This is a genomic window from Ruegeria sp. S84 (genome assembly GCF_056583445.1).
In genome coordinates, this window is the sequence record NZ_CM152618.1 from 2,160,499 (window position 1) to 2,184,058 (window position 23,560).

General features: G+C 57.3%; 25 protein-coding genes. 11 read left to right on the forward strand and 14 right to left on the reverse strand.

What is annotated here, in order from left to right:
* Positions 1-2: 2 nt before the first annotated feature.
* Positions 3-860, reverse strand: a complete 858-nt coding sequence (locus AC1DFB_RS10895; protein ID WP_480921245.1) for an alpha/beta hydrolase — start codon at positions 858-860, stop codon at positions 3-5.
* Positions 861-1,144: 284 nt separating this feature from the next.
* Between AC1DFB_RS10895 and AC1DFB_RS10900 the strand changes: the two genes are divergently transcribed.
* A complete protein-coding gene (locus tag AC1DFB_RS10900; protein ID WP_170397298.1) occupies positions 1,145-1,774 on the forward strand; it encodes a LysE family translocator in 630 nt (209 codons plus the stop codon).
* A 2-nt stretch (positions 1,775-1,776) separates the two neighbouring features.
* On the opposite strand, the gene AC1DFB_RS10905 is transcribed toward AC1DFB_RS10900, so the two are convergent.
* Positions 1,777-1,950 (reverse strand): hypothetical protein, encoded by a 174-nt coding sequence (locus AC1DFB_RS10905; RefSeq protein WP_170404284.1) that lies wholly within the window; start codon positions 1,948-1,950, stop codon positions 1,777-1,779.
* Between the two features lie 107 nt (positions 1,951-2,057).
* On the opposite strand from AC1DFB_RS10905, the gene AC1DFB_RS10910 reads away from it, so the two are divergent.
* From AC1DFB_RS10910 to AC1DFB_RS10920, 3 genes are all read left to right on the forward strand, one after another.
* A complete protein-coding gene (locus AC1DFB_RS10910) occupies positions 2,058-2,192 on the forward strand; it encodes a hypothetical protein (protein WP_255612018.1) in 135 nt (44 codons plus the stop codon).
* Positions 2,193-2,274: 82 nt separating this feature from the next.
* Entirely contained in the window at positions 2,275-2,814 is a 540-nt protein-coding gene (locus tag AC1DFB_RS10915; RefSeq protein WP_010441681.1) for an adenine phosphoribosyltransferase, read from the forward strand.
* Between the two features lie 171 nt (positions 2,815-2,985).
* On the forward strand, positions 2,986-3,468 hold the full coding sequence (locus AC1DFB_RS10920; protein ID WP_170397302.1) for a fasciclin domain-containing protein: 483 nt from the start codon (positions 2,986-2,988) through the stop codon (positions 3,466-3,468).
* Positions 3,469-3,507: 39 nt separating this feature from the next.
* On the opposite strand, the gene AC1DFB_RS10925 is transcribed toward AC1DFB_RS10920, so the two are convergent.
* The 11 genes from AC1DFB_RS10925 to coxB all read right to left on the reverse strand — a co-directional run bounded on the left by AC1DFB_RS10925 (position 3,508) and on the right by coxB (position 13,458).
* Entirely contained in the window at positions 3,508-4,920 is a 1,413-nt protein-coding gene (locus tag AC1DFB_RS10925; RefSeq protein WP_480921246.1) for an FAD-binding oxidoreductase, read from the reverse strand.
* Positions 4,921-4,958: 38 nt separating this feature from the next.
* Positions 4,959-5,750, reverse strand: coding sequence for an MBL fold metallo-hydrolase (locus tag AC1DFB_RS10930; RefSeq protein WP_480922608.1), 792 nt, complete (start codon positions 5,748-5,750; stop codon positions 4,959-4,961).
* A 128-nt stretch (positions 5,751-5,878) separates the two neighbouring features.
* Positions 5,879-6,463: a GNAT family N-acetyltransferase gene (locus AC1DFB_RS10935; protein WP_170397308.1), complete on the reverse strand. Its 585-nt coding sequence runs from the start codon at positions 6,461-6,463 to the stop codon at positions 5,879-5,881.
* Positions 6,463-7,725, reverse strand: coding sequence for a M16 family metallopeptidase (locus tag AC1DFB_RS10940; RefSeq protein ID WP_480921247.1), 1,263 nt, complete (start codon positions 7,723-7,725; stop codon positions 6,463-6,465). The genes AC1DFB_RS10935 and AC1DFB_RS10940 overlap by 1 nt, the downstream gene beginning before the upstream one ends.
* The gene (gene thrC, locus AC1DFB_RS10945; RefSeq protein ID WP_170404296.1) at positions 7,722-9,110 is read right to left on the reverse strand and encodes a threonine synthase; all 1,389 of its coding nucleotides are present in this window, start codon (positions 9,108-9,110) and stop codon (positions 7,722-7,724) included. Before thrC ends, AC1DFB_RS10940 begins: the two co-directional genes overlap by 4 nt.
* On the reverse strand, positions 9,107-9,784 hold the full coding sequence (locus AC1DFB_RS10950) for an SURF1 family protein (RefSeq protein ID WP_480921248.1): 678 nt from the start codon (positions 9,782-9,784) through the stop codon (positions 9,107-9,109). The genes thrC and AC1DFB_RS10950 overlap by 4 nt, the downstream gene beginning before the upstream one ends.
* Positions 9,785-9,944: 160 nt before the next feature.
* Complete coding sequence (locus tag AC1DFB_RS10955; RefSeq protein WP_170612133.1) at positions 9,945-10,760, reverse strand: cytochrome c oxidase subunit 3; 816 nt, start codon at positions 10,758-10,760, stop codon at positions 9,945-9,947.
* A gap of 22 nt (positions 10,761-10,782) precedes the next feature.
* The gene (locus AC1DFB_RS10960) at positions 10,783-11,358 is read right to left on the reverse strand and encodes a cytochrome c oxidase assembly protein (RefSeq protein ID WP_170397318.1); all 576 of its coding nucleotides are present in this window, start codon (positions 11,356-11,358) and stop codon (positions 10,783-10,785) included.
* Positions 11,358-11,519, reverse strand: a complete 162-nt coding sequence (locus AC1DFB_RS10965; protein WP_170397320.1) for a hypothetical protein — start codon at positions 11,517-11,519, stop codon at positions 11,358-11,360. Before AC1DFB_RS10965 ends, AC1DFB_RS10960 begins: the two co-directional genes overlap by 1 nt.
* Positions 11,516-12,472, reverse strand: a complete 957-nt coding sequence (gene cyoE / locus AC1DFB_RS10970; protein WP_480921249.1) for a heme o synthase — start codon at positions 12,470-12,472, stop codon at positions 11,516-11,518. The genes AC1DFB_RS10965 and cyoE overlap by 4 nt, the downstream gene beginning before the upstream one ends.
* Positions 12,473-12,546: 74 nt before the next feature.
* Positions 12,547-13,458, reverse strand: a complete 912-nt coding sequence (coxB, locus tag AC1DFB_RS10975; RefSeq protein ID WP_170397324.1) for a cytochrome c oxidase subunit II — start codon at positions 13,456-13,458, stop codon at positions 12,547-12,549.
* A 176-nt stretch (positions 13,459-13,634) separates the two neighbouring features.
* Here coxB and tldD point away from each other — a divergent pair, with 176 nt between their 5' ends.
* The 5 genes from tldD (at position 13,635) to AC1DFB_RS11000 (ending at position 20,651) form a co-directional block, all read left to right on the forward strand.
* Positions 13,635-15,056, forward strand: coding sequence for a metalloprotease TldD (gene tldD, locus AC1DFB_RS10980; protein WP_170564721.1), 1,422 nt, complete (start codon positions 13,635-13,637; stop codon positions 15,054-15,056).
* Positions 15,057-15,297: 241 nt separating this feature from the next.
* A complete protein-coding gene (gene dprA, locus AC1DFB_RS10985; RefSeq protein ID WP_480921250.1) occupies positions 15,298-16,434 on the forward strand; it encodes a DNA-processing protein DprA in 1,137 nt (378 codons plus the stop codon).
* A 169-nt stretch (positions 16,435-16,603) separates the two neighbouring features.
* A complete protein-coding gene (topA, locus tag AC1DFB_RS10990) occupies positions 16,604-19,228 on the forward strand; it encodes a type I DNA topoisomerase (RefSeq protein ID WP_480921251.1) in 2,625 nt (874 codons plus the stop codon).
* A gap of 92 nt (positions 19,229-19,320) precedes the next feature.
* Positions 19,321-20,025: a CoA transferase subunit A gene (locus AC1DFB_RS10995; protein ID WP_170799819.1), complete on the forward strand. Its 705-nt coding sequence runs from the start codon at positions 19,321-19,323 to the stop codon at positions 20,023-20,025.
* The gene (locus tag AC1DFB_RS11000; protein ID WP_170424289.1) at positions 20,025-20,651 is read left to right on the forward strand and encodes a 3-oxoacid CoA-transferase subunit B; all 627 of its coding nucleotides are present in this window, start codon (positions 20,025-20,027) and stop codon (positions 20,649-20,651) included. The genes AC1DFB_RS10995 and AC1DFB_RS11000 overlap by 1 nt, the downstream gene beginning before the upstream one ends.
* Before the next feature lie 45 nt (positions 20,652-20,696).
* Here the strand turns inward: AC1DFB_RS11000 and AC1DFB_RS11005 are convergent, their stop codons facing one another.
* Positions 20,697-21,563 (reverse strand): transglycosylase SLT domain-containing protein, encoded by an 867-nt coding sequence (locus AC1DFB_RS11005; RefSeq protein ID WP_170424291.1) that lies wholly within the window; start codon positions 21,561-21,563, stop codon positions 20,697-20,699.
* 352 nt (positions 21,564-21,915) lie between these two features.
* On the opposite strand from AC1DFB_RS11005, the gene AC1DFB_RS11010 reads away from it, so the two are divergent.
* Both AC1DFB_RS11010 and cpaB read left to right on the forward strand, forming a co-directional pair.
* A complete protein-coding gene (locus tag AC1DFB_RS11010; RefSeq protein WP_170404329.1) occupies positions 21,916-22,116 on the forward strand; it encodes a hypothetical protein in 201 nt (66 codons plus the stop codon).
* A 443-nt stretch (positions 22,117-22,559) separates the two neighbouring features.
* Positions 22,560-23,441, forward strand: a complete 882-nt coding sequence (gene cpaB, locus AC1DFB_RS11015; protein WP_170404333.1) for a Flp pilus assembly protein CpaB — start codon at positions 22,560-22,562, stop codon at positions 23,439-23,441.
* Positions 23,442-23,560: the final 119 nt, after the last annotated feature.

The following is a 23,560-nucleotide window of genomic DNA, read 5'->3' on the forward strand; positions in this document are numbered from 1 at the left end:
ACTCAGTTCTGAGACAGGTTCTTTTGCACCTCGTCCCATAGGCCATGCGACCACAAATCGTTGTGGGTACCGTCGGGGATCACGTAAATCTGCGCGGTATCGGACATCTCGGCCAGAGCTTTTCCGTGATGCAGTGGAATAGTTTCATCCTCGATGCCGTGAAAAATCAACGTCGGCACCGAGATCTGTTCGATAAGATCACGTGTGGCGAACTGATCCCTCATCAAGGCTGAGACCGGCAGGAAAGGATAGCGTTCCGCCGCGACATCAACGGTTGCAGTGAACGGGGCCTCAAGCACCAGAAGTTCTGCATCGGGACGCTCGGCTGCCACAGCGGCAGCAATGCCGGTGCCGAGGCTCTGACCGTGCAGCACCACAGCTTCGCCCTGACCCGCCAGCCTGTCATAGAGCTGAACTCCATCAGAGATCAGCGCCAGTTCCGAGGGCTCGCCTTCGCTGCCCGGAAAGCCGCGATAGCTGGGGGCAAGCAGCCCGTAGCCCGAGTTGAGGATTTCGCGCAGCCGTTCAGCACGGTCCCCCAGATTGCCGCTTTGGCCGTGGAAGAATAGGACGGTCGGTGCATCCGGGATTGCAGCGGGTGCAGCCCAGACCGTCAGGGCAGTACCATCAGCCATTGTCAGCGACAGCGCATCAACATCCGACAACCCCACCGAAGCCGGATCCGGTAACGTACCTTCGGGTTTGTACAGCAGAGATTGCTGGTTGAAAAACATGTATCCGAGGACGCCCGCATACAAGATCGCCCCGGCCAACAGCAGTCCTACCAAGATGCTTTTGAGGCGCTCGACACCGGATCTGGCGCGGCCAGTATCGGCCTCAGCGTGTTGGGTTTGAACCATGGCTCCCTCCTTTGGGTCGCATTGCGAGAGTGGGGTACATTGGAGGCGTTTCAAGATGCATAAGCCAAGCTTCATCCAATCTTAAACCTGTTGCGGCAATCCCAGATCGCATTGCACGCCTGAATTCCCTGCCCCATGTCCTCGGTATTTAGGCGACCCCGGCTTCGCAAATCCGAACGCCAACCCGTTGGAGCCGGTGTTTCACCACGAGAATGTGCCCGCAAAGCCTTGACCAATACGTCGTGCCAAGGCTTGGTGTGGGAAACACTCTAATAGGATACTCCATGTCCATTGAAATCTGGCTGGCCTTTGTGGCCGCTTCGACTGCGCTGCTGCTGATCCCAGGCCCGACCGTGTTGCTGGTGCTTAGCTATGCGCTGTCGAAAGGACGCAGTGTGGCGGTTGCCTCGGCCACTGGGGTCGCATTGGGGGATTTGGTGGCGATGACCGCGTCGCTGCTGGGGCTGGGGGCGCTGGTGCTGGCCTCTGCCACACTGTTTACCGTGCTGAAATGGGTTGGGGCAGCCTATCTGGTCTGGCTGGGTGTAAAACTCCTGCGCAGCGCACCGTCGGGCGGGCTGCAAGCAATTGAAACCGAACGTGACGTGACCGCCCGCAGTGTTTTTGGCCATGCCGCTGCAGTCACCGCGCTGAACCCGAAATCCATTGCCTTCTTCATCGCTTTCGTACCGCAATTCTTGCGTCCAGCCGAGCCTTTGGGTCCGCAATTCGCGATCCTGATCGCAACATTTGTGGGTCTCGCGGGGTTGAACGCGCTGGCCTACGCGCTGCTGGCGGACAAGCTGCGCCGGATGATCGGACGCGCGAATGTCATCACGACCATGACCCGGTTCGGAGGGTTGACCCTGATCGGAATGGGCATCGCCACAGCGGTTCTGCGCCGCCCGGCGTGATTTCAGTTTTCAGCGTTTTCCTTCATGAACCCCCGGATAAACCGGCGAATTTCGCGGGCGGCGGAGGTGTCCAGATCCCTGCACAACTCGACGAATGCATCGCGCTCATCCTTGTCGAGACGCAAAATCAACTGACTGTTTTTCTTGGTAGATTTCTTTCCATCTTTCTTGGTCACACGTCCAGTCCCCGTCCTGCCCTTGATTCTAAGCGCGATGCATTGTATATACATAGAATATAAAATGTAGATATCGCGCACATAACAGCAAAAGTGAGATTAAAGCAATGAACCTTCATGTCGCGCAAGCCATTCTTCTTCGGGATCAACGCAACTGGCGCAAGCCGCACCTGTCCTGGCTTCCGAACGCGCTGTATCGCTACTACGGCCTGCCTAACGCCATGCGCGGCCGCAGCAAGTAGCCGCAGGGGCCAGAGTTCTCTTGCATGACCGCACCTTATGGGCGAAATACCCCGCGCGTGTTTGATGCCAAAGGGGTGGCCCATGTCCAGAAACAAAACGGTCAAGGATTACATTCGGACCATCGTCGATTTCCCGCATGAAGGGATCATGTTCCGCGATGTCACCACCCTGTTTGCCGACCCGCGTGGGTTCCGCATGGCAATCGACCAGATGTTGCACCCTTACGCCGGTGAGCGAATCGACAAAGTTGTGGGCCTTGAGGCGCGCGGCTTTATTCTGGGCGGTGCGATTGCCCACCAGCTGAGCGTTGGATTCGTGCCGATCCGCAAAAAGGGCAAACTGCCCGGCACCACGATCAGCCAGGACTACAAGCTGGAATATGGCGAGGCGATCGTCGAAATTCACGATGACGCCATCCAGCCGGGTGAGAAGATCCTGGTCGTTGATGATCTTCTGGCTACCGGAGGCACCGCCGCCGCGGGGATCAAGCTGATCGAACGGCTGGGCGGCGAGATCATCTCATGCGCGTTCATCATCGATCTGCCCGAATTGGGTGGTCGCAAAGCGCTGGAAGATTTGGGCATGGACGTGCACGTTCTGTGCGAGTTCGAAGGGCTCTGATCTCCACAAACTTCACAAACTCGTGACTGGAAATCGCGTGCGCCGCAGGCTTAGCGCGATTGGGGTCACATTCAAGAAACAGTTGCCTCTGGATTCTGTGATCTTGTCGCGACCTGACTGCGTACCCCGAATGATGCCACCTAAGGCATTCTCAACAAGGGAAATCATGTCATGTTGCGCAAATTCGCTGTTGCTGGAGTTGCCAGTTTTCTGTTGACCACCTCTGCTTTGGCAGATGGGCACGCCAAGGATATCGTCGATACTGCGGTGGGCGCGGGCAGTTTTGAAACGCTCGTCGCTGCCGTTCAGGCCGCCGAACTGGTTGAAACGCTGAAAGGCGAAGGGCCGTTCACCGTTTTCGCCCCAACGGATGAGGCTTTTGCAGCGCTGCCCGAGGGCACGGTCGAAAATCTTCTGAAGCCCGAAAACAAGGACCAGTTGGTCGCAGTGCTGACCTATCACGTTGTCCCGGGCAAAGTGATGTCGGGTGATCTGTCCGATGACATGACCGCCGCCACCGTGCAGGGCGGAGATATCACCATCGATCTCGACAATGGCGTCATGGTGAATGATGCCAACGTTGTGCAAGCCGATATCGAAGCCGAGAACGGCGTGATCCATGTGATCGACAAGGTCATTCTGCCCGCGTCGTAAAGAACCGCAGCGCCCCGGTATACGTCCGGGGCGCGTCTATTAGGCCAGAACCGCCCCGGGGTTCATAATCCCCTGAGGATCAAGCGCTGCTTTGATCGCCCTCATGGCCTGCAACTTGACCGGATCGCCATAGCGTTCCAGATCATCTGTCTTGAGCCGACCGACACCGTGTTCGGCGCTGACCGATCCACCAAATTCATGAACCAGATCATGTACCGCGCGTTTGACCGCGCCCCGCTGTGCGACAAACTCCGCCTTGTCCTGCCCGGCAGGTGGAAATACGTTGTAGTGCAGATTACCGTCGCCCAGATGGCCAAAGCAGTTTACGCGAAACGGCCCCTGCCCGGCCACCACATCCGCACCGCGCCGAATGAACTCTGGAATGCGGGAAATCGGGACCGAGATATCATGGCTGGAAACTGATCCGATCAGCCGGTTGGCCTCGGGGATGCGCTCGCGCACGGCCCAGAGTTCGGACCGCTGTGCTTCGCTCTGCGCGATGACCGCATCGCGGACCAGATCGCGCTCATCAGCGGCGACATAAATCGCCTCAAGCATGTCCGAAGGGTCTTGGCCGACCGACAAGCCCAGCTCGATCAACACACTCCATTCCGGTGTTGCCGCAAAGGGTTGCCGCACGTCGGGCAAAACCTCGGTCAGGAATTCGAGGCCCTGCCCATGGATCAACTCAAACGTACTGACCGCTTCTCCCACTTGATCCCGCGCCACTGACAACAGATCAATGGCAGCCTCGGGTGAGGAGACCTGAAACATTGCGGTTCCAACGCCCCTGGGTCGCGGGAACAGCTTCAACGCTGCCGCGGTGATGATGCCAAGTGTCCCTTCGGACCCGATCATCAGGTTGCGCAAATCATAACCGGTGTTGTCCTTACGCAACCGGCTAAGCCCGTGCCAGATCTCACCACTGGGCAATACCACTTCAAGCCCCAGGCACAGATCGCGTGCATTGCCATAGCGCAGCACATTCACGCCACCCGCATTGGTGGCCAGATTGCCGCCAATCCGGCAAGAACCCTGCGCAGCCAGCGACAGGGGAAATAGACGGTCCGCGTCTTCAGCGGCGGTCTGAACGTCGGCCAGGATGGCACCGGCCTCGGCCACAAGTATGTTCTCGGTGGGGTAAGTCGCGCGTATCGCCGTCATCCGTTCCAGGGAAACGATCAAAGGGACAGGACCATCCGGAACAACCTGCCCTCCTACCAGACCGGTGCCGCCGCCATAAGGGACAACAGGCACCCGAGCGTCTGCGGCCAATTGCACCAGAGCCGACACATCTTCCACAGTGCGTGGCAAGGCAAGCAAACCGGGCTGCCCGACAAACCGCTGACGCGGCTCTTCAAGGTAACGATCTGCAATCGGGCGCAAAACGTCAGCACCCAATCGGGCTCTGATTGCTTCGGCAAGGCGGCTGTCTGCAGAGTTCAGTTTCATGGCTCTTCCCTGCCAAAGGCCACAGGCCGCGACAAGCCCTATTCCAGCTCTATCAAGTACTGAGGCTCCAGCACCACAACCGTCGGCCTGTCGGGCAGAGTGCGCAACGAGACGACAATCTCGGACACCCCATCCCGTTCAACCGGGAATTCATCCCGAATATCCACCAGAAACCGCTCAAGCGAAAAGTCCGAGAACCAATGCATCGGAATTATGACCGAGCTTTTGAGGCGTTTCAGAACCTGAACCATCTCGGGCAAGGGCATCGTGGTGCCTCCGTCCACCGCCGCCATGACCACATCCAGCCGACCCAGTGCAGCGAATTGTTCATCCGACGGAATGTGATGCAGATGCCCCAGATGGCCGATGCACAACCCTTCGACCTCGAACACAAAGATCGAGTTTCCGCGATCTTCAATACCGCCAGAGGCCGAACGGATATCGGTCGACACATTGCGAATCAGCATCTCACCCAGATCAAGATGGTGCTCGATGCCTTCGCCGAACTCGCCCCAGCCCGGCAAGACATACGGGATGGCCGGATCGGGATGGGCAGTCCAGTGGGTGCTGTGCGCATGGTTCATTGTGACCACGTCAGGAATTAGCGCAGCGCCGCCGATAAAACCGGTGAAATCGGTCACCGCGTTCAGCCCGCCCTGTGTCTGGATCAGAAACGATGCATGCGCGACATAGCTGATACGAACCGAAAACTCGGGCACGGGATCCTGCCACGCCGCTTTGTGAAGATATTCAATCCCCGGTGCCGCATCTGCGATGGCGATACAGTGACTAGGCCGCCGCTCCTGCGCCACAGCCCCGCCTGCAATCATCATCAGTCCCGCAACAAACCGCCACATAGGGCAAGTGTAGCGCAATGGGCCAACAAGTCATGCCCTTGTTGATCTGGCCACGGATATCTCCAGGACAGGAGGCTTGCCATGCCTGGCGGCAGAGCCCTCTAGCCTGCCTCAGTCTTGCCCCGACGATCGGACCTTAGGCTGGCATACAGAACATGTGTTCGCCAGCGCCCATTGATCTGCAGATAAGACTGCGCCACGCCTTCGTATTTGAAGCCTGAGCTTTCCAGCAGACCACGAGAGGCCTTGTTCTCAGGCAAACACGCGGCCTCGATCCGGCTTAAATCCAGACGGGTGAAGGCGTGATGAACAACGGCGCCAATTGCTTCGCGCATGAACCCCTGACGCGCAAAGGCTTGCCCGGTCCAATAACCCAAGGTGCCAGCCTGCGCCGGACCACGGCGAACATTGTCCAACGTGATCGCCCCCAGCAGAATATTGTCTGTGCGACGAAACAGGAACAGAGGTATCGCCGTTCCACTCGCGACTGAGCGCTGGGCCCAATAGACCCGGTTGGTAAACGACTTTCGGCTCAGATGGTCCTTGGCCCAAACCGGCTCCCACGGCACCAGATAGTCCTTTGAAGCACGCCGCAAGGCGGTCCAGTCGTTGAAGTCGGAATGCATGGGCGGGCGCAGCGTCAAGCGCTCGGTTTCGAGTTTCAGCTTGCGTCTGCCTAACAGCATCACGCCGCGCGCCTCTCCTGTAAGTCAGCCAGTGACGGTGCACCCGAGACCGGGCCATAAAGCGCCAGCGCTGCAGGGGCTTTGACTGCCATGTCTTCGGCAAAAGCACGCACGTCCTCGGTGCTGACCGCATCGATCTTGGCCACGGTGTCCTCAAGCGAGGGCACACGTCCCCAGATCTGCACCAGCCGCGCCAGACGTTCGGCCCGGTTCGACGGGCTTTCCAGCCCCATCAGCATCCCGGCCTTCATCTGGGCCCGCGCGCGGGCAACCTCTTCTGCGCTCATGTCTTCGGCAGCGCGCTTCATCTCGTCGATGGTAATCGTCGCCAATTCGCCCACCTGATCGGCCGAGGTGCCTGCGTAAATCGTTGTCGTACCGGTATCCGCATAAGCACCGGTCTGAGCAAAGATCGTATAACAAAGCCCGCGAGTTTCGCGCACTTCCTGAAACAGGCGCGAGGACATGCCGCCACCCAGAGCGGTCGAGTAAATCTGGGCCGTATAGATCGCATCATCGCGATAGCCCGGGCTTTCCAGCGCCAGCGCGAAATGCGCCTGCTCCAGCTCTTTCTCCTGCCGCGCCTCGCCGCCGGTGAACCGGCCAGCCTCGGGGACAAGGCCCTTGCTCGGCTGCAGATGCCCGAACATCTCTTCGGCCATTTTCATCAACTGATCATGATCCACCGCACCCGCAGCGGACAGGATCATTTGTTCCGGCCCGTAATGCTCGGCTACAAATCCTGACAGGTCCTCGCGCGAGAACGCGCTGACCCGCTCGGTCGGCCCCAGAATGGTCCGGCCCAAGGGCTGGTCGTGATAGCTCTGCTCTTGCAGCCAATCAAAGATCACATCGTCGGGCGTATCATAGGCCTGACCGATCTCTTGCAGGATCACGCCACGCTCGACCTCAATCTCGCGCGGATCAAAAACCGGGTTCAGAACGATGTCGCCGATCACGTCCATCGCCAGCGCCACGTCGTCCTTCAGAACGCGTGCGTAATAGGCCGTCACCTCGCGTGAGGTATAGGCGTTGATGTACCCGCCCACATCCTCGATCGCTTCGGCGATTTGCAGCGCAGAACGCCGCTGGGTTCCCTTGAACGCCATATGCTCAAGGAAATGCGCGATACCGTTCTGCTCGATCCGCTCGTGCCGACCACCGGCGGTTACCCAGATGCCGATGGCCGCAGATTGCAGCCCCGGCATATGTTCACTGACGACACGAAATCCGTTCTTCAGTTGGTCCTGTCTGACTGTCACTCAGCAATATGCCTTCTGATATGATCCTCAAGGGCACCCAGATCGTTCGCAACGCGGGTCACCCGTTCCGGACGTTCATACAGATCAGACATGCGGGATGGAAGAGGCGGATGTTCGCCGCTTGCCTTCTCGACCGCCGCCGGGAACTTGGCGGGATGCGCGGTTGCGAGCGTGATCATGGGCACATCGGCAGCGCGGTGGTCTTCAGCCACTTTGATCCCAACGGCGGTGTGCGGACAAACCAACTCGGCGCTGTGGACCATCGTGCGCCTGATCGTCTCAAGCGTCTCGTCCTCAGAAACGCGGCCCGAGTCAAAGCTTTCTCGCAGAGCCTCCATCGCGCCTTGGCTGACATTGAAGCCTCCGCTCTTGAGTTCATCCATCAACTGAGCGACTGCGCCGCCATCTTCGCCATAGGCGTAGTACAGTGCGCGCTCAAAGTTCGAGCTAACCTGAATATCCATCGAAGGGCTGATTGAGGGGATCGTATCGCCCTTGAAATACCCCTCGCCGGAGAGACAGCGATGCAGAATATCGTTCTGGTTGGTCGCCACCACCAGACGATCGATGGGCAGCCCCATGCGTTTGGCCAGATAGCCTGCGAAGATATCGCCGAAATTCCCTGTCGGCACGGTGAAGCTGACCTTGCGATGTGGCGCGCCGAGGCTGACGGCGGCGGAGAAATAGTAAACGATCTGTGCCAACACGCGGGCGAAGTTGATCGAATTGACGCCTGCAAGTTTCACACCGTCGCGGAAATCAAAGTCGTTGAACATGTCTTTGAGCGCGGCCTGACAGTCATCGAAATCGCCGTCTACCGCCAAAGCGTGCACATTACTGTCTGCAGGCGTAGTCATCTGACGGCGCTGCACTTCGGACACACGGCCATGTGGGAACAGGATGAACACATCGACCGCATCCAGTCCACGGAACGCTTCGATTGCGGCTGAACCGGTGTCACCGCTCGTCGCGCCGACAATGGTCACGCGATCTTCGCGCCGTTTGAGCGCGACCTGGAACAGCTGGCCGATTAGCTGCATGGCAAAATCTTTGAAAGCCAGTGTGGGTCCGTGAAACAGCTCCAGCAGAAAATGGTTCTCGTTCAGCTGCTTCAACGGCGCGCGGGCGTCATGGCCGAAGCCCTCATAAGCGCGCGCTATGATATCTTTGAACTCATCATCGGAGAACGAGCCACTCACATAGGGCCACATCACGCGGAATGCGATTTCTTCGTAGGACAAGCCAGCCAACGCAGCAATTTCGTCCTGCGACATCACCGGAATTTCAGCGGGCAAGTACAGACCACCATCACGGGCCAGTCCGGTCAGCATCGCCTCTTCAAAGGTCAGTTCGGGCGCCTGCCCGCGGGTCGAGATGTATTTCATGTCGCGTCACTTTCGGAATTGGCACGGCTGCGCCACAGGAAGTATCCGGTCATTGCGGCCCAGACCAGAGCAAGACCAAACCAGATGATTGCATATTGCAAATGATCGTTGGGGATGCCCGCCGTATCCACCGGCATTGGCGTTACATTCGGATCGGTTTCCGAGCGAGCAATCAGCAACACAGGCTCAGCCCCCAACGCGGCGGCCAGATTGGGCACATCACGGGCGAACCAGATGTTGCCGTCAATATCTGCGTCAGGCGTGTAGCCATCGACTTCATCGGGCCAGTGCAGGTTGCCGGTGATTTCCATCGGACCAGTCAGGCGATCAGCCTGCTTGGCTGTGGTCGGCACAAAGCCGCGATCCACCAGAATAGTTCGGCCGTCGGTGGTAAAGGACTGGATGATCCGATACCCCGGCCCCACCTGCTTGACCGAAACCAAAACGTGGATCTCGCCCGGTTCGATCTCGCCTGTCACCGTCACCGGCAGGTATTTGTCCGCATCTTCGGACACCTGCAATGGCATGTCGACAGGATCGGCAGCGATGCGGCTTTCGATCTCGGCCAGCACCTCCTGTTTCCAGGTCAGCCGCTGCAGTTGCCAAATGCCCAGCGACAGCAGCAGGCCCAGACCGGCAAAGCCGAAGATCAGCAGAAACAGAATGCGACGCATGGTGGGATCAGACCTTATTGCGGGAACCGGCGCCTTGTTAAGGGGCACGTGAACCGAAGTGCAACCATGTAATTGTATGGGGCGCAATCTTGCGCCCCTGATTGAGAAAAAGCCGCCCCGTGCGTGGGGCGGCTTTTGCAATTGGATCACCTGCGTGGCGTTACATCAGCGGTGCCTGACCCCAGATATAGACGGCGAAAAACAGGAACAGCCAGACGACGTCAACGAAATGCCAGTACCAAGCGGCAGCCTCGAAACCGACGTGTTTCTCGGGCGTAAAGTCCCCCTTAAGGGCGCGGATCAGACAGACCGATAGGAAGATGGTGCCGATAATCACATGCGCGCCGTGGAAACCGGTTGCCATGAAGAAGTTCGAATAGAACTGATCGCCACCGAACTTCCAGCCTTCATGGGCCAGCAGCTCATAATACTCATAGCCTTGCAGGAGGGTGAACGCTACGCCCAGTGCGATGCCGATGGACAACCCCTGTACCAGTGCCTTGCGGTCGTTATTGTGTACAAGAGCATGGTGGGCCCAAGTAATTGCGCAGCCCGACAGCAACAGGACCAAAGTGTTGATCAGAGGCAGGTGGAACGGATCAACGGCGTGGATATCCGGCTGGATGTATTCAGTACCGGCATAGTCGTACATCGGATACATGCGATGTTTGAAGAACGACCAGAACCAGGCGAAGAAGAACATCACCTCGGACATCACGAACAGGATAAAGCCATAGCGCAGGCCGATACGCACGACCGGCGTATGATCGCCCTGACGGCTTTCGACCACGACTTCGGACCACCATGCAAACATGGTATAAAGAACCCCGACCAGCCCCATCCAGAAGATCCACGGGGTAATCCCGTGCATCCAAAGAACGGCCCCGAACAGCATCACAAATCCGCTTACCGCGCCGATCAGTGGCCAGATTGACGGGTTCAGAATGTGGTAATCATGGTCTTTTGCGTGTGCCATCAGCGTCCCTCACCTACAGGCGTTAGTTCTTGTTTGTCTCAGCCTGCACGTCAAGGGCGGCATAGCCCTCGGGCAGATCAATCTCATAGAATGTATACGACAGCGTGATCGTATGCACATATTTTGCTTCGGGATCTTCGATCAGTTCGGGATCGACGAAGAACGTAACGGGCATCTCGACTCGCTCACCCGGCTCCAACACCTGTTCATCGAAGCAGAAACAGGCGATTTTCTGAAAATACCCCCCGGCGGAATAGGGCGCCACGTTGTAGGACGCCTGCCCTGCGACGGGCTTGTCGGTTGGGTTGTACGCTTCGTAGAACGCCAGACCTGTCTCACCGATACGTATTTTCATCTCGCGTTCGACGGGCTTGAATTCCCACGGCATACCCTTGGCCTTGGAGGCATCAAATCGGACCGTCACCACTTGGTCGAGAATGTCATCAGGGGCTTTCTCGGCAACCCCCGTGGTCCCTCCATACCCCGTGACCCGGCAGAACCAATTATAAAACGGCACCGCTGCCCATGCCAAACCGCCCATAAGGACGACGACGCCGACCAGTTGCGCGACCGTTTTCTGTGGCCCCGTCAACTTCATCAGTTCTGCACCTGCTGCGTCGCCAGACTAAAATCTGTGTTCGAGACCTTGACGACTGTCAGGCCGAAGATGATCACGATGAACGCGGCCAGTGTCAGGCCGACGCCCAGATTGCGGCTGAACCGTCTTTGGTGAAGTTCGTGAGTTTTGCGCAGGCTCATGACCAGCCTCCTAATCCGTAAGGTTTCAACAGGGCCTCGACGAGAATCGCGCCGAAATGCAGAAACAAGTACAGCAGCGACAGTTTGAAAAAACTGCGTTCGACCTTGAAGTTATCGGCCTCCGAATCGTCTTCGTTTCGACGAGAAATCTGCCAGGCCCCCCGCAGAAACAAGCCATTCAGAACCAGCGCAACAACTAGATAAATCGGGCCTCCGATATCCGAGAACGCAGTCCCCACCGCCAGCAACGCCAGCAACACGGTATAAACCAGAATATGCCAGCGCGTCGCGCGTCGACCATGGGTGACGGTCAACATCGGCACCCCGGCATCGTCATAGTCCGAGCGCATGAACAAGGCCAACGCCCAGAAATGCGGAGGTGTCCACATGAATGTCAGGGCAAACATCAACCACGGTTCGAGCGTCATCGAGCCAGTGGCCGCGACCCATCCGATGACCGGCGGGAACGCCCCCGCGGCACCACCAATGACGATGTTCTGCGGAGTCGAGCGTTTCAGCCACATCGTGTAGACGACGACATAGAAGAAAATTGTGAAGGCCAGAAACGCCCCTGCAAACCAGTTGGTTGCCAAACCCAGCATAATCACGGACAGGCCAGACAGAGCCAGACCCAGCGCCAATGCCTCGCCTTCTTCGACTTTGCCAGAGGGGATTGGACGGCCTTTGGTGCGCTTCATCACGCGGTCGATATCCGCGTCCCACCACATGTTCAGCGCGCCGGATGCACCGCCACCAATAGCGATGAACAGGATGGCGCAGAAGCCAACAAACGGATGTATCGGAACCGGAGCCGCAAGCAGTCCGACCAAAGCCGTGAATACGACCAGCGACATCACGCGCGGCTTCAGCAGGGCGAAATAATCGCCAAAGCTGGCCTCGTCCGCGCGGGTCTGCGCAGAGACGGTGCTGGCATTGAAGCTTGCGTCGCTCATATCCGGTCCTTTTCGGGGCAAAAGCTGCGCGATTTCCGCGCAGCCCGCATGTGTTTACCTAGGCCGCAAAGGGCTTAGTTCGAGGCCACTTGGTAGGAAGCAGGCTGACCTGCATACTCTTCAAGCGCGCCCTGCAGCCACTGTTCATATGCCTCTTCGCTGACCACTTTGACAGTGATTGGCATATAGGCATGGTCTTTACCGCACAGCTCAGAGCACTGTCCGAAATAGACGCCTTCCTTGTCCGCTTCGAACCACAGTTCGGCCAGACGACCAGGAACGCCGTCCTGCTTCACGCCGAACGAAGGAATGGTCCAGGAATGGATCACGTCCGATGCGGTAACCTGCATCACGACAATCTTGCCAACCGGAACAACGACGGCGGTATCGGTGGCGAGAAGCCATTCGTCTTCGCCATAACCTGCATCGGCCAGCTTCGCCCGCATCGCATCGTCCAGAACAAACGGTGTTACGTCGGCATCCGCCGGGCGCGCGCCCTCGTCGAGGGTGGCCGGGTGGCCCAGGAGATAGCTATCGAAGGCAAAGTCATGATCGACATATTCGTAGGTCCAGTACCACTGGTTCCCCACGACTTTGATGGTGATGTCGCCTTCGGGAATCTCTTGTTGCTTGAAAAGAACCGGCAGCGAGAAAGCCCCGATGAAGACCAGAATCAGGATCGGGCCCAAAGTCCAGGCAATCTCAACCGGAGTGTAATGCGAGAACCGAGCCGGGTTCGGGTTTACGCGCTGGTTGTAGCGTACGATGCAGTAAACCAGCAGACCCGCAACAAACACACAGATCGCGGTGATGATCACCAGAATCATGTTGTCCAGCGACTGAATCCCTTCGGCAAGGCTGGTGGCAGCAGGCTGGAACCCCATGCCGCCGTCAACCGGCTTGCCAATAATCTCAAGCTCCTGAGCCATGGCGGGAAGGCTGGAGAGGGCCGTAGCAAGCCCGGAAAGCATCAAAGCATTCTTCATTTTCTGTCCTGATCGTTTGATCTTTGCGTCTCTCGCGAAAAGGTGTGAATCGGTCGCACCTCTCCCGTTGTCTTTGGCCGCGTTAAAAACCATATTCCGTCGGGTAGATAAAGCAAAATGCTTGCGTCAAACAGACGCTATTTTTGATCTGGATCAAACCCGAAAGGTCACAACCGATGACTCAGGCCCCGTTTCGCCCGTTTGAAAGCGTCCTTCCGAAGGATGAAGCGCTTGCTGTGCTAAAGGCTGCAACTGATGGCGCCGAGGATGGGGAACTGTTCGTAGAACGGCGCAAATCCGAATCTTTGGTGTTTGATGACGGCCGATTGCGCACGGCCTCTTACGACGCTTCCGAGGGATTCGGTCTTCGCGCGGTGCAGGGTGAAGTGGCTGGATACGCGCATTCAACGGATGTTTCGATTCCCTCTCTGAAGCGTGCAGCCGAAACCGCGCGGTTGGCGGTCGGCGATGGTGGTGGGACGCTGGCCGGGCCACCACGTGCCACCAATACCAGGTTATATACCGATGAAGACCCGATCGAATCCGCCGCCTTCCCGGTCAAAATCGAGACACTGCGCGAGATAGACGCTTTTACCCGTGGTCTGGATTCCCGGGTTGTGCAAGTCAGCGCCACGATTGCCGCTGCAGTGCAGGAGGTCGAGATTCTTCGCCCCGATGGTGTGCAGGTGCGCGATATACGCCCGATGACCCGCCTGAACATCTCGGTTATCGTAGAACAGAACGGCAGACGCGAAAGCGGTTCTGCCGGAGGTGGCGGTCGCGTTGGGCTGGATGGCTTGATCGATCCCTCAGACTGGCAAGATAAGGCGCGTGAGGCTCTGCGGATCGCGATGGTCAATCTGGATGCCGTCCCTGCCCCTGCCGGCGTGATGGAAGTCGCGTTGGGCCCCGGTTGGCCCGGTATTCTGTTGCACGAGGCCATCGGCCACGGGCTTGAAGGTGATTTCAACCGCAAGGGCAGTTCCGCTTTTGCCGGGCTGATGGGGCAGCAGATCGCCTCGAAAGGTGTAACAGTCGTGGATGATGGGACGATTGCAGACCGACGCGGTTCGATATCAGTGGATGACGAGGGCACACCCAGTTCGCGTACAGTTCTGATCGAGGATGGAATCCTCACCGGATATATGCAGGACCGCCAGAACGCACGCCTGATGGGCGTTGCTCCAACCGGGAACGGCCGGCGTCAAAGCTATGCCCATAAACCGATGCCGCGCATGACCAACACAATCATGTTGGGTGGCGATGCCGATCCGGCCTCGTTGGTGGCAGATATCAAAGACGGCATCTGGGCTGTGGGCTTCGGCGGTGGCCAGGTCGACATTACCAACGGCAAGTTCGTGTTCTCCTGCACCGAGGCATATCGTGTCGAGAACGGCAAGATCGGCGCTCCGGTCAAAGGCGCGACGCTGATTGGCGACGGCCCCTCGGCGCTAAAACGCATTCGGGGACTGGGCAATGACATGGCGCTGGATCCCGGCATGGGCACATGTGGCAAGGATGGGCAATGGGTGCCAGTCGGTGTCGGCCAACCTACCGTTTTGATGGATGGGCTGACTGTGGGCGGCTCTGCCACCTGAGTCAGCTCAAAAGAAGAATCAAGGCGCGAAGGGTTAACACACTACCCTTCGCGTCAAATCAAAAACTCATCCATGGACTATGTGTGCCAAGAAAATTCGCACGAATTTTCTCTTTTTCTTTCAATGAGATAATCATCTCTCCGAGGGATGGGTTCGAAAAATACCGATCTAATTTTCTAAGATTCACAGGCTGTTAACCCGCTGCACCGTAAACCAGTTTTGCAATCAGGCGGAGCATCGGATGACCGAAGAGCAGCTTTCTTCCAATCACCCCCCACTCCCACCCACCACGGAAGAGGACCGGTTTTCCTGGCTCCGTCTGTTGCGCTCACGCAAAGTAGGGCCGGCAACATTCCGGCGCTTATTGCGCGAACATGGCTCGGCGCAGAACGCGCTGGCCGCGTTGCCGGAAATGGCGCGCGCTGCCGGGATCGAGGATTATGAAATCTGCCCGTCCGGCGTAATTGAGGCGGAGCTCAAGGCCGCAAAGGTCGCCAAAGCGCGGCTTTTGTGCCTTGGGGCCGCCGATTACCCTTACGCGTTATGTGACCTTTCGGATGCGCCCCCGATGCTTTGGGCAATCGGCGATCCGTCGATCTTGAAACGCCGGGCAATTGCCATGGTCGGGGCACGGAACTGTTCTTCGCTGGGCGCGCGCATGGCGCGGGCGTTGGCGACGGATCTGGGTAAGCAAGACTATGTCGTGGTCTCGGGGCTTGCCCGCGGCATTGACACCTCGGCGCACCTCGCCACGTTGGCGACCGGTACTGTGGCAGTGTTAGCAGGTGGGGTAGATGTGATTTATCCGGCCGAAAATGCCGATCTTGCGCGAGATATCGCAGAAACCGGTCTTCGCCTGTCTGAACAACCGATGGGCACAACACCTCAGGCACGACATTTTCCGCGCCGCAATCGCATTATCTCGGGTCTGGCGCAGGCAGTGGTCGTTGTCGAGGCCGCAGCGAAATCCGGCAGCTTGATCACCGCGCGGGACGCCCTGGACCAAGGGCGCGAGGTTCTGGCCGTGCCCGGCCATCCCTTTGACGCCCGCGCCGCAGGATGCAATCTGCTGATCCGAGACGGGGCTATACTCGTCCGCAATGCAGAAGACGTGATTGATGCTTTGCCCAAGCAACAGCTACAATCCTCCGCCCAACAAATCCTACCCCTTGGACCCGAGGCAGACACAGCCGGAATCACGCCCCAAGCCTTGCACGAGGCGATTCTGACTCGACTTGGCCCATCTCCGATCGCGGAAGACCAGTTGATCCGGGACATCGCTGCATCTGCGGGCGAAGTCGGCCCTGTGTTGGTCGATCTGGAGCTTGAGGGCAAGATTCAGCGGCAACCAGGCGGCCTGCTGTCACTTTGCGCCTAAGCTATCGAACGGATTCGACACCGGATTCCGCGAGCGGTGCGGCCAGAACCGGCTTGAATTCAGAGTATTTTTAGTAGTGAAAACGAACGCATTGACAATTCGATCTTGCCCCACACATTTTGCACGGTCATACAAAGCGCAAAATCCGTCGAGCGAGGATTCCTCTTAAATGCCCGTAGTTGTTGTAGAATCTCCGGCCAAAGCAAAAACGATCAATAAGTATCTTGGCCCCGACTACACCGTTTTGGCCTCATATGGCCATGTGCGGGACCTGCCGCCGAAGGATGGGTCGGTCGATCCCGAGCATGAATTTTCAATGAAATGGGAGGTCGGCAATGACAGCCGTAAGCATGTCAAGGCGATCGCCGACGCTCTGAAAGAAGACAACGCACTGATCCTCGCGACCGACCCTGATCGAGAAGGCGAGGCAATCAGCTGGCACCTCCAAGAAGCGCTGACCAAGCGGCGTTCGATCAAGAAGGACACGCCAGTCAGCCGTGTGACGTTCAACGCGATCACCAAGGACGCCGTGACCGAGGCGATGCAGAACCCGCGTGAGGTCGATATGCCGCTGGTCGAGGCCTATCTGGCCCGCCGCGCGCTGGACTATCTGGTAGGGTTCAACCTGTCACCCGTTCTGTGGCGCAAGTTGCCGGGTGCCCGTTCAGCGGGGCGCGTGCAATCGGTCTGCCTGCGCCTCATCGTTGAACGCGAGATGGAGATCGAAGCCTTCAAGCCGGTCGAATACTGGTCGGTCAAAGCTGTGTTCGAGACGCCTCGGGGCCAGACCTACGAGGCGCGTCTAGTCACGCTGGCAGGCAAGAAACTGGACAAGCACGATCTAGCGAATGCAACGCAAGCCGAACTGGCGGTTCAGGCGATCACCAGCCGTGATCTGAGCGTGACATCGGTCGAGGCCAAGCCTGCCGCGCGCAACCCCTCTGCCCCGTTCATGACGTCGACCTTGCAGCAAGAAGCCAGCCGCAAGTTCGGCATGGGTGCACGCCATGCGATGCAGGTGGCCCAGCGGCTGTATGAGGCCGGATACATTACCTACATGCGAACCGACGGTATCGACATGGCCCCCGAGGCCGTGGCGGCAGCGCGCGATGCAATCGCCGACCGTTATGGTGCGGAATACGTGCCAGACAGCCCGCGCATGTACAAAAACAAGGCCAAGAACGCTCAGGAAGCACACGAGTGTATTCGCCCGACAGATATGTCGCGCGATGCCAAGGCGCTGAAGGTGACCGATGAGGATCAGCGCAAGCTTTATGATCTGATCTGGAAACGCACCATTGCCTGTCAGATGGCTGCCGCACGGCTTGAACGCACGACTGTTGAGATTACCAGCACGGACGGTCAGGTTGGCCTGCGCGCCACTGGTCAGGTGGTGCTGTTCGATGGCTTCATGCGCGTTTACGAAGAAGGCCGCGATGACGTGGTCGACGATGACGACAAGCGCTTGCCACAGATCATGCAGGGCGATCCCGCACGTTTTGCCAAGACCTCGCTGCGTGATCAGTTTGCCAAGGCCACCGCCGACCCGGAAAAGGCCGCCATTCTGGCCGAGAACGAATCCGTTCTGGCGCTGCAGCACCACACCCAACCGCCGCCGCGCTATACAGAGGCCACGCTGGTCAAACGGATGGAAGAGCTGGGGATCGGGCGTCCGTCGACCTATGCCTCGATTGTCACCACGATTCAGGATCGTGAATATGTACGTAAAGACAAGAATCGGCTGATCCCCGAAGAAAAGGGCCGGATCGTCACCATCTTCCTGCTGAATTTCTTTCGCCAGTATGTGGGCTACGAGTTCACCGCCAATCTGGAAGAAGAGCTTGACGACGTCAGCGCAGGTGAACGTGACTACAAGGATCTGCTCGGCAAGTTCTGGCGCGATTTCTCTGCCGCGATTGGTGAGACATCGGAGCTGCGTATCTCGGAAGTGCTGGACAAGCTGGACGAAGCGCTGGCACCGCAGCTGTATCCGCCGCGTGAAGATGGCTCGGACCCGCGCATTTGCCCGAAATGCGGTGTTGGCCAGTTACATCTGAAAACTTCGCGCACCGGCGGGTTTGTCGGTTGTGGCAACTATCCTGAGTGCACTTATACCCGTCCGATCGCTGGTGAGGGCGCGGAAGGTGACGAGCGTTTGCTGGGCGAAGATGGGGGCGATGAGATCTGGCTGAAATCCGGTCGATTTGGGCCATATGTCCAGCGTGGAGAGCCCACGCCTGAGAACAAGAAGCCTCCTCGTGCGTCCCTGCCCCGTGGCTGGAGCAAAGACGACATGGATCTGGAGAAAGCTCTGACGCTTCTGTCCTTGCCCCGTCAGATCGGCGAGCACCCCGAAGGCGGCATCATCAGTTCGAACTTTGGTCGCTTTGGACCTTATCTAATGCATCAGTTGGCCGACGAGGCAAAGCCTGTCTACGCCAACCTCAAAGACCCGAACGATGTGTTTGAGATCGGCATGAACCGCGCCGTCGAACTGTTGGCCGAAAAACGCGCCAATCCAGGTCGCGGACGTCGGGCGGCCGCGAAGCCGCTGAAAGAGCTGGGCGACCATCCCGATGGCGGCGCGATGCAGGTACTGGACGGGCGCTATGGGCCATACGTGAAATGGGAAAAGGTCAACGCGACGATCCCGAAGGACATCAAACCAGAAGATGTCACGCAGGAAATGGCCATTGAACTGGTCAATGAGCGCGCCGCCAAGAAGGGCACCAAGAAAAAGGCAGCACCCAAGAAGAAAGCCGCTGCCAAGAAGACCACCAAGAAAGCAAGTTAGGTAGAAATACCACCTGCCCCTTGGATTCGTTGACTTCCCCGTGACGTGGCGGCACAAATCGGCCCAACACCATGTCATTGGGGGAGTTTTCCATGAAGAAAATCTATGACAATGCCGATGAGGCGCTCGATGGGGTGATATCGGACGGCATGCTGATCGCTGCGGGCGGCTTTGGGCTGTGCGGTATCCCGGAAATGCTGCTTGAAGCAATCAAGGCCTCAGGCGCGAAGGATCTGACATTTGCCTCGAATAACGCAGGTGTGGATGATTTTGGCATCGGCATCCTGCTGCAAACCAAGCAGGTAAAAAAGATGATCAGCTCTTACGTTGGGGAAAACGCCGAATTCATGCGCCAGTATCTGAGTGGAGAACTGGAGCTGGAATTCAATCCACAAGGCACACTGGCCGAGCGGATGCGGGCCGGTGGCGCTGGCATCCCCGGGTTTTACACCAAGACGGGCGTAGGAACGGTGATCGCGGAAGGCAAAGAGCACAAGGACTTCAACGGCGAGACCTATATCATGGAGGAAGGCATCTTCGCCGACCTCGCGATCGTAAAGGCGTGGAAAGCCGATGACACCGGGAACCTCGTGTTCCGCAAGACCGCCCGCAACTTCAACGTGCCCGCTGCAACCTGCGGCAAGATTTGTGTGGCTGAGGTTGAAGAAATCGTCCCGCGCGGTTCACTTGACCCGGATTCGATACACCTGCCCGGCATCTATGTGCATCGCATTATCCAAGGCAGCCACGAAAAGCGCATCGAACAGCGCACCACCCGCAAGAAGGAGGAAGCATAATGCCCTGGGATCGCAATCAGATGGCCGCACGTGCGGCAGAAGAGCTGGAAGACGGCATGTATGTGAACCTCGGCATCGGTATTCCGACGCTGGTGGCGAACTATGTAGGGGACAAGGACATCACCCTACAGTCCGAAAACGGTATGCTGGGCATGGGGCCTTTCCCGTTTGAGGGCGAGGAAGACGCTGACCTGATCAACGCAGGCAAGCAGACGATTACCGAACTGTCCCGCACCTCTTACTTCGATAGCGCGACCTCGTTCGCCATGATCCGAGGCGGTAAGATCGCTGCTGCGATTTTGGGTGCGATGGAAGTGGACGAGAAAGGAGACCTGGCCAACTGGATGATCCCCGGCAAGCTGGTCAAAGGTATGGGCGGTGCGATGGATCTGGTCGCTGGCGTTGGTCGCGTGATTGTAGTGATGGATCACACCAACAAGCATGGTGATTCAAAAGTGCTGAAGGAATGCACGCTGCCTCTGACTGGCCAGGGCGTTGTGGATCGCATCATCACCAATCTGGGTGTTCTGGATGTCGTCGAAGGCGGCCTGAAGATCGTCGAACTGGCCGATGGCGTCAGCGAGCACGAGATGCGAGGAGCGACTCAGGCAACAATCGTAGATTGACCTCAGGCCAATGAAACATAAGGCCCGCTGCGACGCGGGCCTTTTTTAGTTCGAAGTCTGAAAAATGCAGGGGTCCGAAACGAACTGAGGTGTTGTTGTACAAAGAGCACTCGCGACCTGAAACGCGGCCAGAACCTTGGGCACATAGTCTCTGGTCTCGGCATAAGGTGGCACACCACTATGCTTGCGCACGGCCCCTTCGCCGGCATTGTAGCCTGCCAATACGAGAATCGGGTCATTGTCGAACTCGTTCATAAGCCAATGCAGGTATTTGACCCCACCTTCGATATTCTGTTCAGGTTTCAGGCTGTCCTCTACCCCAAAACGTTCGGCGGTAGCTGGCATCAATTGCATCAAGCCCTGCGCCCCGGCAGAACTGACAGCCTGTGTGCGGCCCGCAGATTCTACCGAGATAACGGCCAGGACAAGTGCGGGTGAGACATTGGTCCCTACGGTCGAACGTAGAATATCCACCCCTCGCTTTTCTGCGATGTCTTGCAAGGTCTGCAGACGCGGCGCCGCGACACCCGTGGCAGTAAGCGCTTGAACGGCCTCTCTCAGCCTACCTGCGCTGGCCTGCGCCAGATCGGGGGATACCCGGCTCCAGAATGCTTTATAAGAGCCAACTGGCTTGGTCGCCCCCGCAATCTTCTGAGGAACCGATGGGGGCGGCTTTGCGATAGCGGCAATCTCAGGCACTTCCAGCTTGGCGCCAGTGCTGGGGGCTGATGGTGATGCTGCATGTTGTTCGGGCGTGATTTGAATCGTCACACGCGGACGTGTCCCCGGTTTAGGGGCCTTTATGCGCTTATAGACGCCGCGCGGCTCGGTTTCGGTTGCAGTGACAGGAATTGCACCCGCCATCAGAAACACCGCTGCACCGGCGCATATTACTGCGTCCCGGAAATACATTTGCCTGCCTCGATTTCTTATCTTTTGAAGCATTTTGAACATCATAACGGCCCGCAACACCAGAAAAACCAAGCGAATTGGGGCAATTTCGCCTCAATTGCCGCCATTTTGCATCGCCCACACAATTGAAGTGCAAAAAATATTCTATTTTTCTTATTTACTTTCAGTCTGTTACCAAATTCACCAACGAAAAATTAGGCTTTTAGCAAAAAAATATTGGTTTGGCCCAATTCCTGCCACGCACAGAGGTCAAACATATATGCATACCGAGACGATCGGGAGCGGACTGAGAGAGAAAGCTCTGAAAGACGCCGAGGTTAATTACTTTTTGATCCTTTAGGAGGGACGTAACATGATCAAGTTCATCAAGAACTTCCGCAAAGACGAAGACGGCGCCGTAACTGTAGACTGGGTCGTTCTGACCGCAGCCGTTGTTGGCCTGGCAGCCGTTGCTTACAACCAGATCTACAACGGCGCCAGCAACTTGGCGGGCGACATTGATACTGCTCTGTCCGGCGTTACTGTGACCACTCCGGACCCAGACGGCAACTAATCCAGTCTTGGTATAGAGTAACAAATGGGGGCCATGTCTTTATTCAAAGGCGTGGCCCCTATTATTTTCAATGAAATCGCTTTGGCGTGAACCAATGTTGTACAAAATTAAGAGATACAAAGCCGATGAAACCGGCGCGATTACAGTGGACTGGGTCGTTCTGACTGCTGCTGTCATTGGTCTTGCGACATTAATGTACAGTATCCTTAGTCAATCTCTTTCAACTTCAGGGCAGCCAATCAGAAATGTCGAAGTTGAAGAGATGGATTTCAATTGAAGTATCGCGCTGGCACGTTATCCAACCACCATTATCGTGCACATATACATATTTTTGCAAAATAATCGTGTGATTGTCCGCTTTTTCGACACAATTGAATAATATCTTGGACCCTGAAACGATGTGACTTCCAGAGTCGCGGTCTACGGAAAATAATGAGGGACAAATGCGAGCTGTTTTTGGACTTGTTCTTATCATCGGGGTCGCTTTGGCCGGTGGTGCTGTCTATATGGCACGCGAGTACATTACGGACAATCAGGCCAAACTCGCGAACGAACGCAAGTTGCGCGAAGAGGCGCTTGCCAATGCGCAGGCGGGCATTGTCCCGACAGTAGGCGTTTTGGTTTCGAATCGCTCCTTCAAATACGGCGAACGTTTGAACCAGGAAGATATCCGCGTCGTTCAGTGGCCAGAGGATGCGATTCCCGAGGGTGCCTTTGTGGACATGACAACCCTATTCCCGGAAATCAAAAACAATGAACGATTCGTTCTCCGCGCGATGGAGAAAGACGAAGCGATTATGGAAGTCAAAGTCACCAATCCAGGCGAGACTGCTGGCCTCAGGTCACAATTGCCCAAGGGAATGCGCGCATTTGCGATAAGCGTTGATGTGGCATCTGGCGTATCGGGCTTTTTGCGCCCAGGCGATACGGTGGACGTGTATTGGACCGGCTCATTACGTGGCACCAGCGATTCTGGCCGCGGTGAGATTACTCGTTTGGTACTGACGAACATCGAATTGGTCGCTGTTGATCAGTCGGCGGGTCTGGATGTGACCGGCACAACCATTGCTCGCACGGTCACAGTTGCAGCGACGCCACAACAGATCGCCGCTTTGGCACAGGCTCAGAACACGGGTCGCATGTCGCTGGCACTGGTTGGCGCTCAAGATGACAAGGTGGCAGAGGTGGTTGAAGTCGATCAGCAGTCTTTGCTTGGCATTGAAGAGAGGGCCCCGGCCCCCGTCGCGGCTCCGGAGAAGGTCTGCACAATCCGCACCCGTCGTGGCGGCGAGACGGTAGAGACCCCAATTCCCTGCACAAACTAACTAATTTTCAGACCTTTACGAGACAAAGACCGCGCATTTTGCGCGGTCTCTTTCTTTGTGTTGTTGCGCATAATCCACATAAGGAACTTTCCAGAAACCATTGATTATTGCAATAAATC

Coding starts and splice junctions, on each gene's coding strand:
- coxB (WP_170397324.1), bottom strand. CDS start 13,458: ATGAAGAATGCTTTGATGCTTTCCGGGCTTGCTACGGCCCTCTCCAGC.
- AC1DFB_RS10900 (WP_170397298.1), top strand. CDS start 1,145: ATGTCCATTGAAATCTGGCTGGCCTTTGTGGCCGCTTCGACTGCGCTG.
- AC1DFB_RS10910 (WP_255612018.1), top strand. CDS start 2,058: ATGAACCTTCATGTCGCGCAAGCCATTCTTCTTCGGGATCAACGCAAC.
- dprA (WP_480921250.1), top strand. CDS start 15,298: ATGACCGAAGAGCAGCTTTCTTCCAATCACCCCCCACTCCCACCCACC.
- AC1DFB_RS11000 (WP_170424289.1), top strand. CDS start 20,025: ATGCCCTGGGATCGCAATCAGATGGCCGCACGTGCGGCAGAAGAGCTG.
- cyoE (WP_480921249.1), bottom strand. CDS start 12,472: ATGAGCGACGCAAGCTTCAATGCCAGCACCGTCTCTGCGCAGACCCGC.
- AC1DFB_RS10965 (WP_170397320.1), bottom strand. CDS start 11,519: ATGAGCCTGCGCAAAACTCACGAACTTCACCAAAGACGGTTCAGCCGC.
- AC1DFB_RS10925 (WP_480921246.1), bottom strand. CDS start 4,920: ATGAAACTGAACTCTGCAGACAGCCGCCTTGCCGAAGCAATCAGAGCC.
- AC1DFB_RS10915 (WP_010441681.1), top strand. CDS start 2,275: ATGTCCAGAAACAAAACGGTCAAGGATTACATTCGGACCATCGTCGAT.
- topA (WP_480921251.1), top strand. CDS start 16,604: ATGCCCGTAGTTGTTGTAGAATCTCCGGCCAAAGCAAAAACGATCAAT.
- AC1DFB_RS10955 (WP_170612133.1), bottom strand. CDS start 10,760: ATGGCACACGCAAAAGACCATGATTACCACATTCTGAACCCGTCAATC.
- tldD (WP_170564721.1), top strand. CDS start 13,635: ATGACTCAGGCCCCGTTTCGCCCGTTTGAAAGCGTCCTTCCGAAGGAT.
- AC1DFB_RS10920 (WP_170397302.1), top strand. CDS start 2,986: ATGTTGCGCAAATTCGCTGTTGCTGGAGTTGCCAGTTTTCTGTTGACC.
- cpaB (WP_170404333.1), top strand. CDS start 22,560: ATGCGAGCTGTTTTTGGACTTGTTCTTATCATCGGGGTCGCTTTGGCC.
- AC1DFB_RS10930 (WP_480922608.1), bottom strand. CDS start 5,750: ATGATTGCAGGCGGGGCTGTGGCGCAGGAGCGGCGGCCTAGTCACTGT.
- AC1DFB_RS11005 (WP_170424291.1), bottom strand. CDS start 21,563: ATGTATTTCCGGGACGCAGTAATATGCGCCGGTGCAGCGGTGTTTCTG.
- AC1DFB_RS11010 (WP_170404329.1), top strand. CDS start 21,916: ATGATCAAGTTCATCAAGAACTTCCGCAAAGACGAAGACGGCGCCGTA.
- AC1DFB_RS10935 (WP_170397308.1), bottom strand. CDS start 6,463: ATGCTGTTAGGCAGACGCAAGCTGAAACTCGAAACCGAGCGCTTGACG.
- AC1DFB_RS10950 (WP_480921248.1), bottom strand. CDS start 9,784: ATGCGTCGCATTCTGTTTCTGCTGATCTTCGGCTTTGCCGGTCTGGGC.
- AC1DFB_RS10960 (WP_170397318.1), bottom strand. CDS start 11,358: ATGAAGTTGACGGGGCCACAGAAAACGGTCGCGCAACTGGTCGGCGTC.
- AC1DFB_RS10995 (WP_170799819.1), top strand. CDS start 19,321: ATGAAGAAAATCTATGACAATGCCGATGAGGCGCTCGATGGGGTGATA.
- thrC (WP_170404296.1), bottom strand. CDS start 9,110: ATGAAATACATCTCGACCCGCGGGCAGGCGCCCGAACTGACCTTTGAA.
- AC1DFB_RS10895 (WP_480921245.1), bottom strand. CDS start 860: ATGGTTCAAACCCAACACGCTGAGGCCGATACTGGCCGCGCCAGATCC.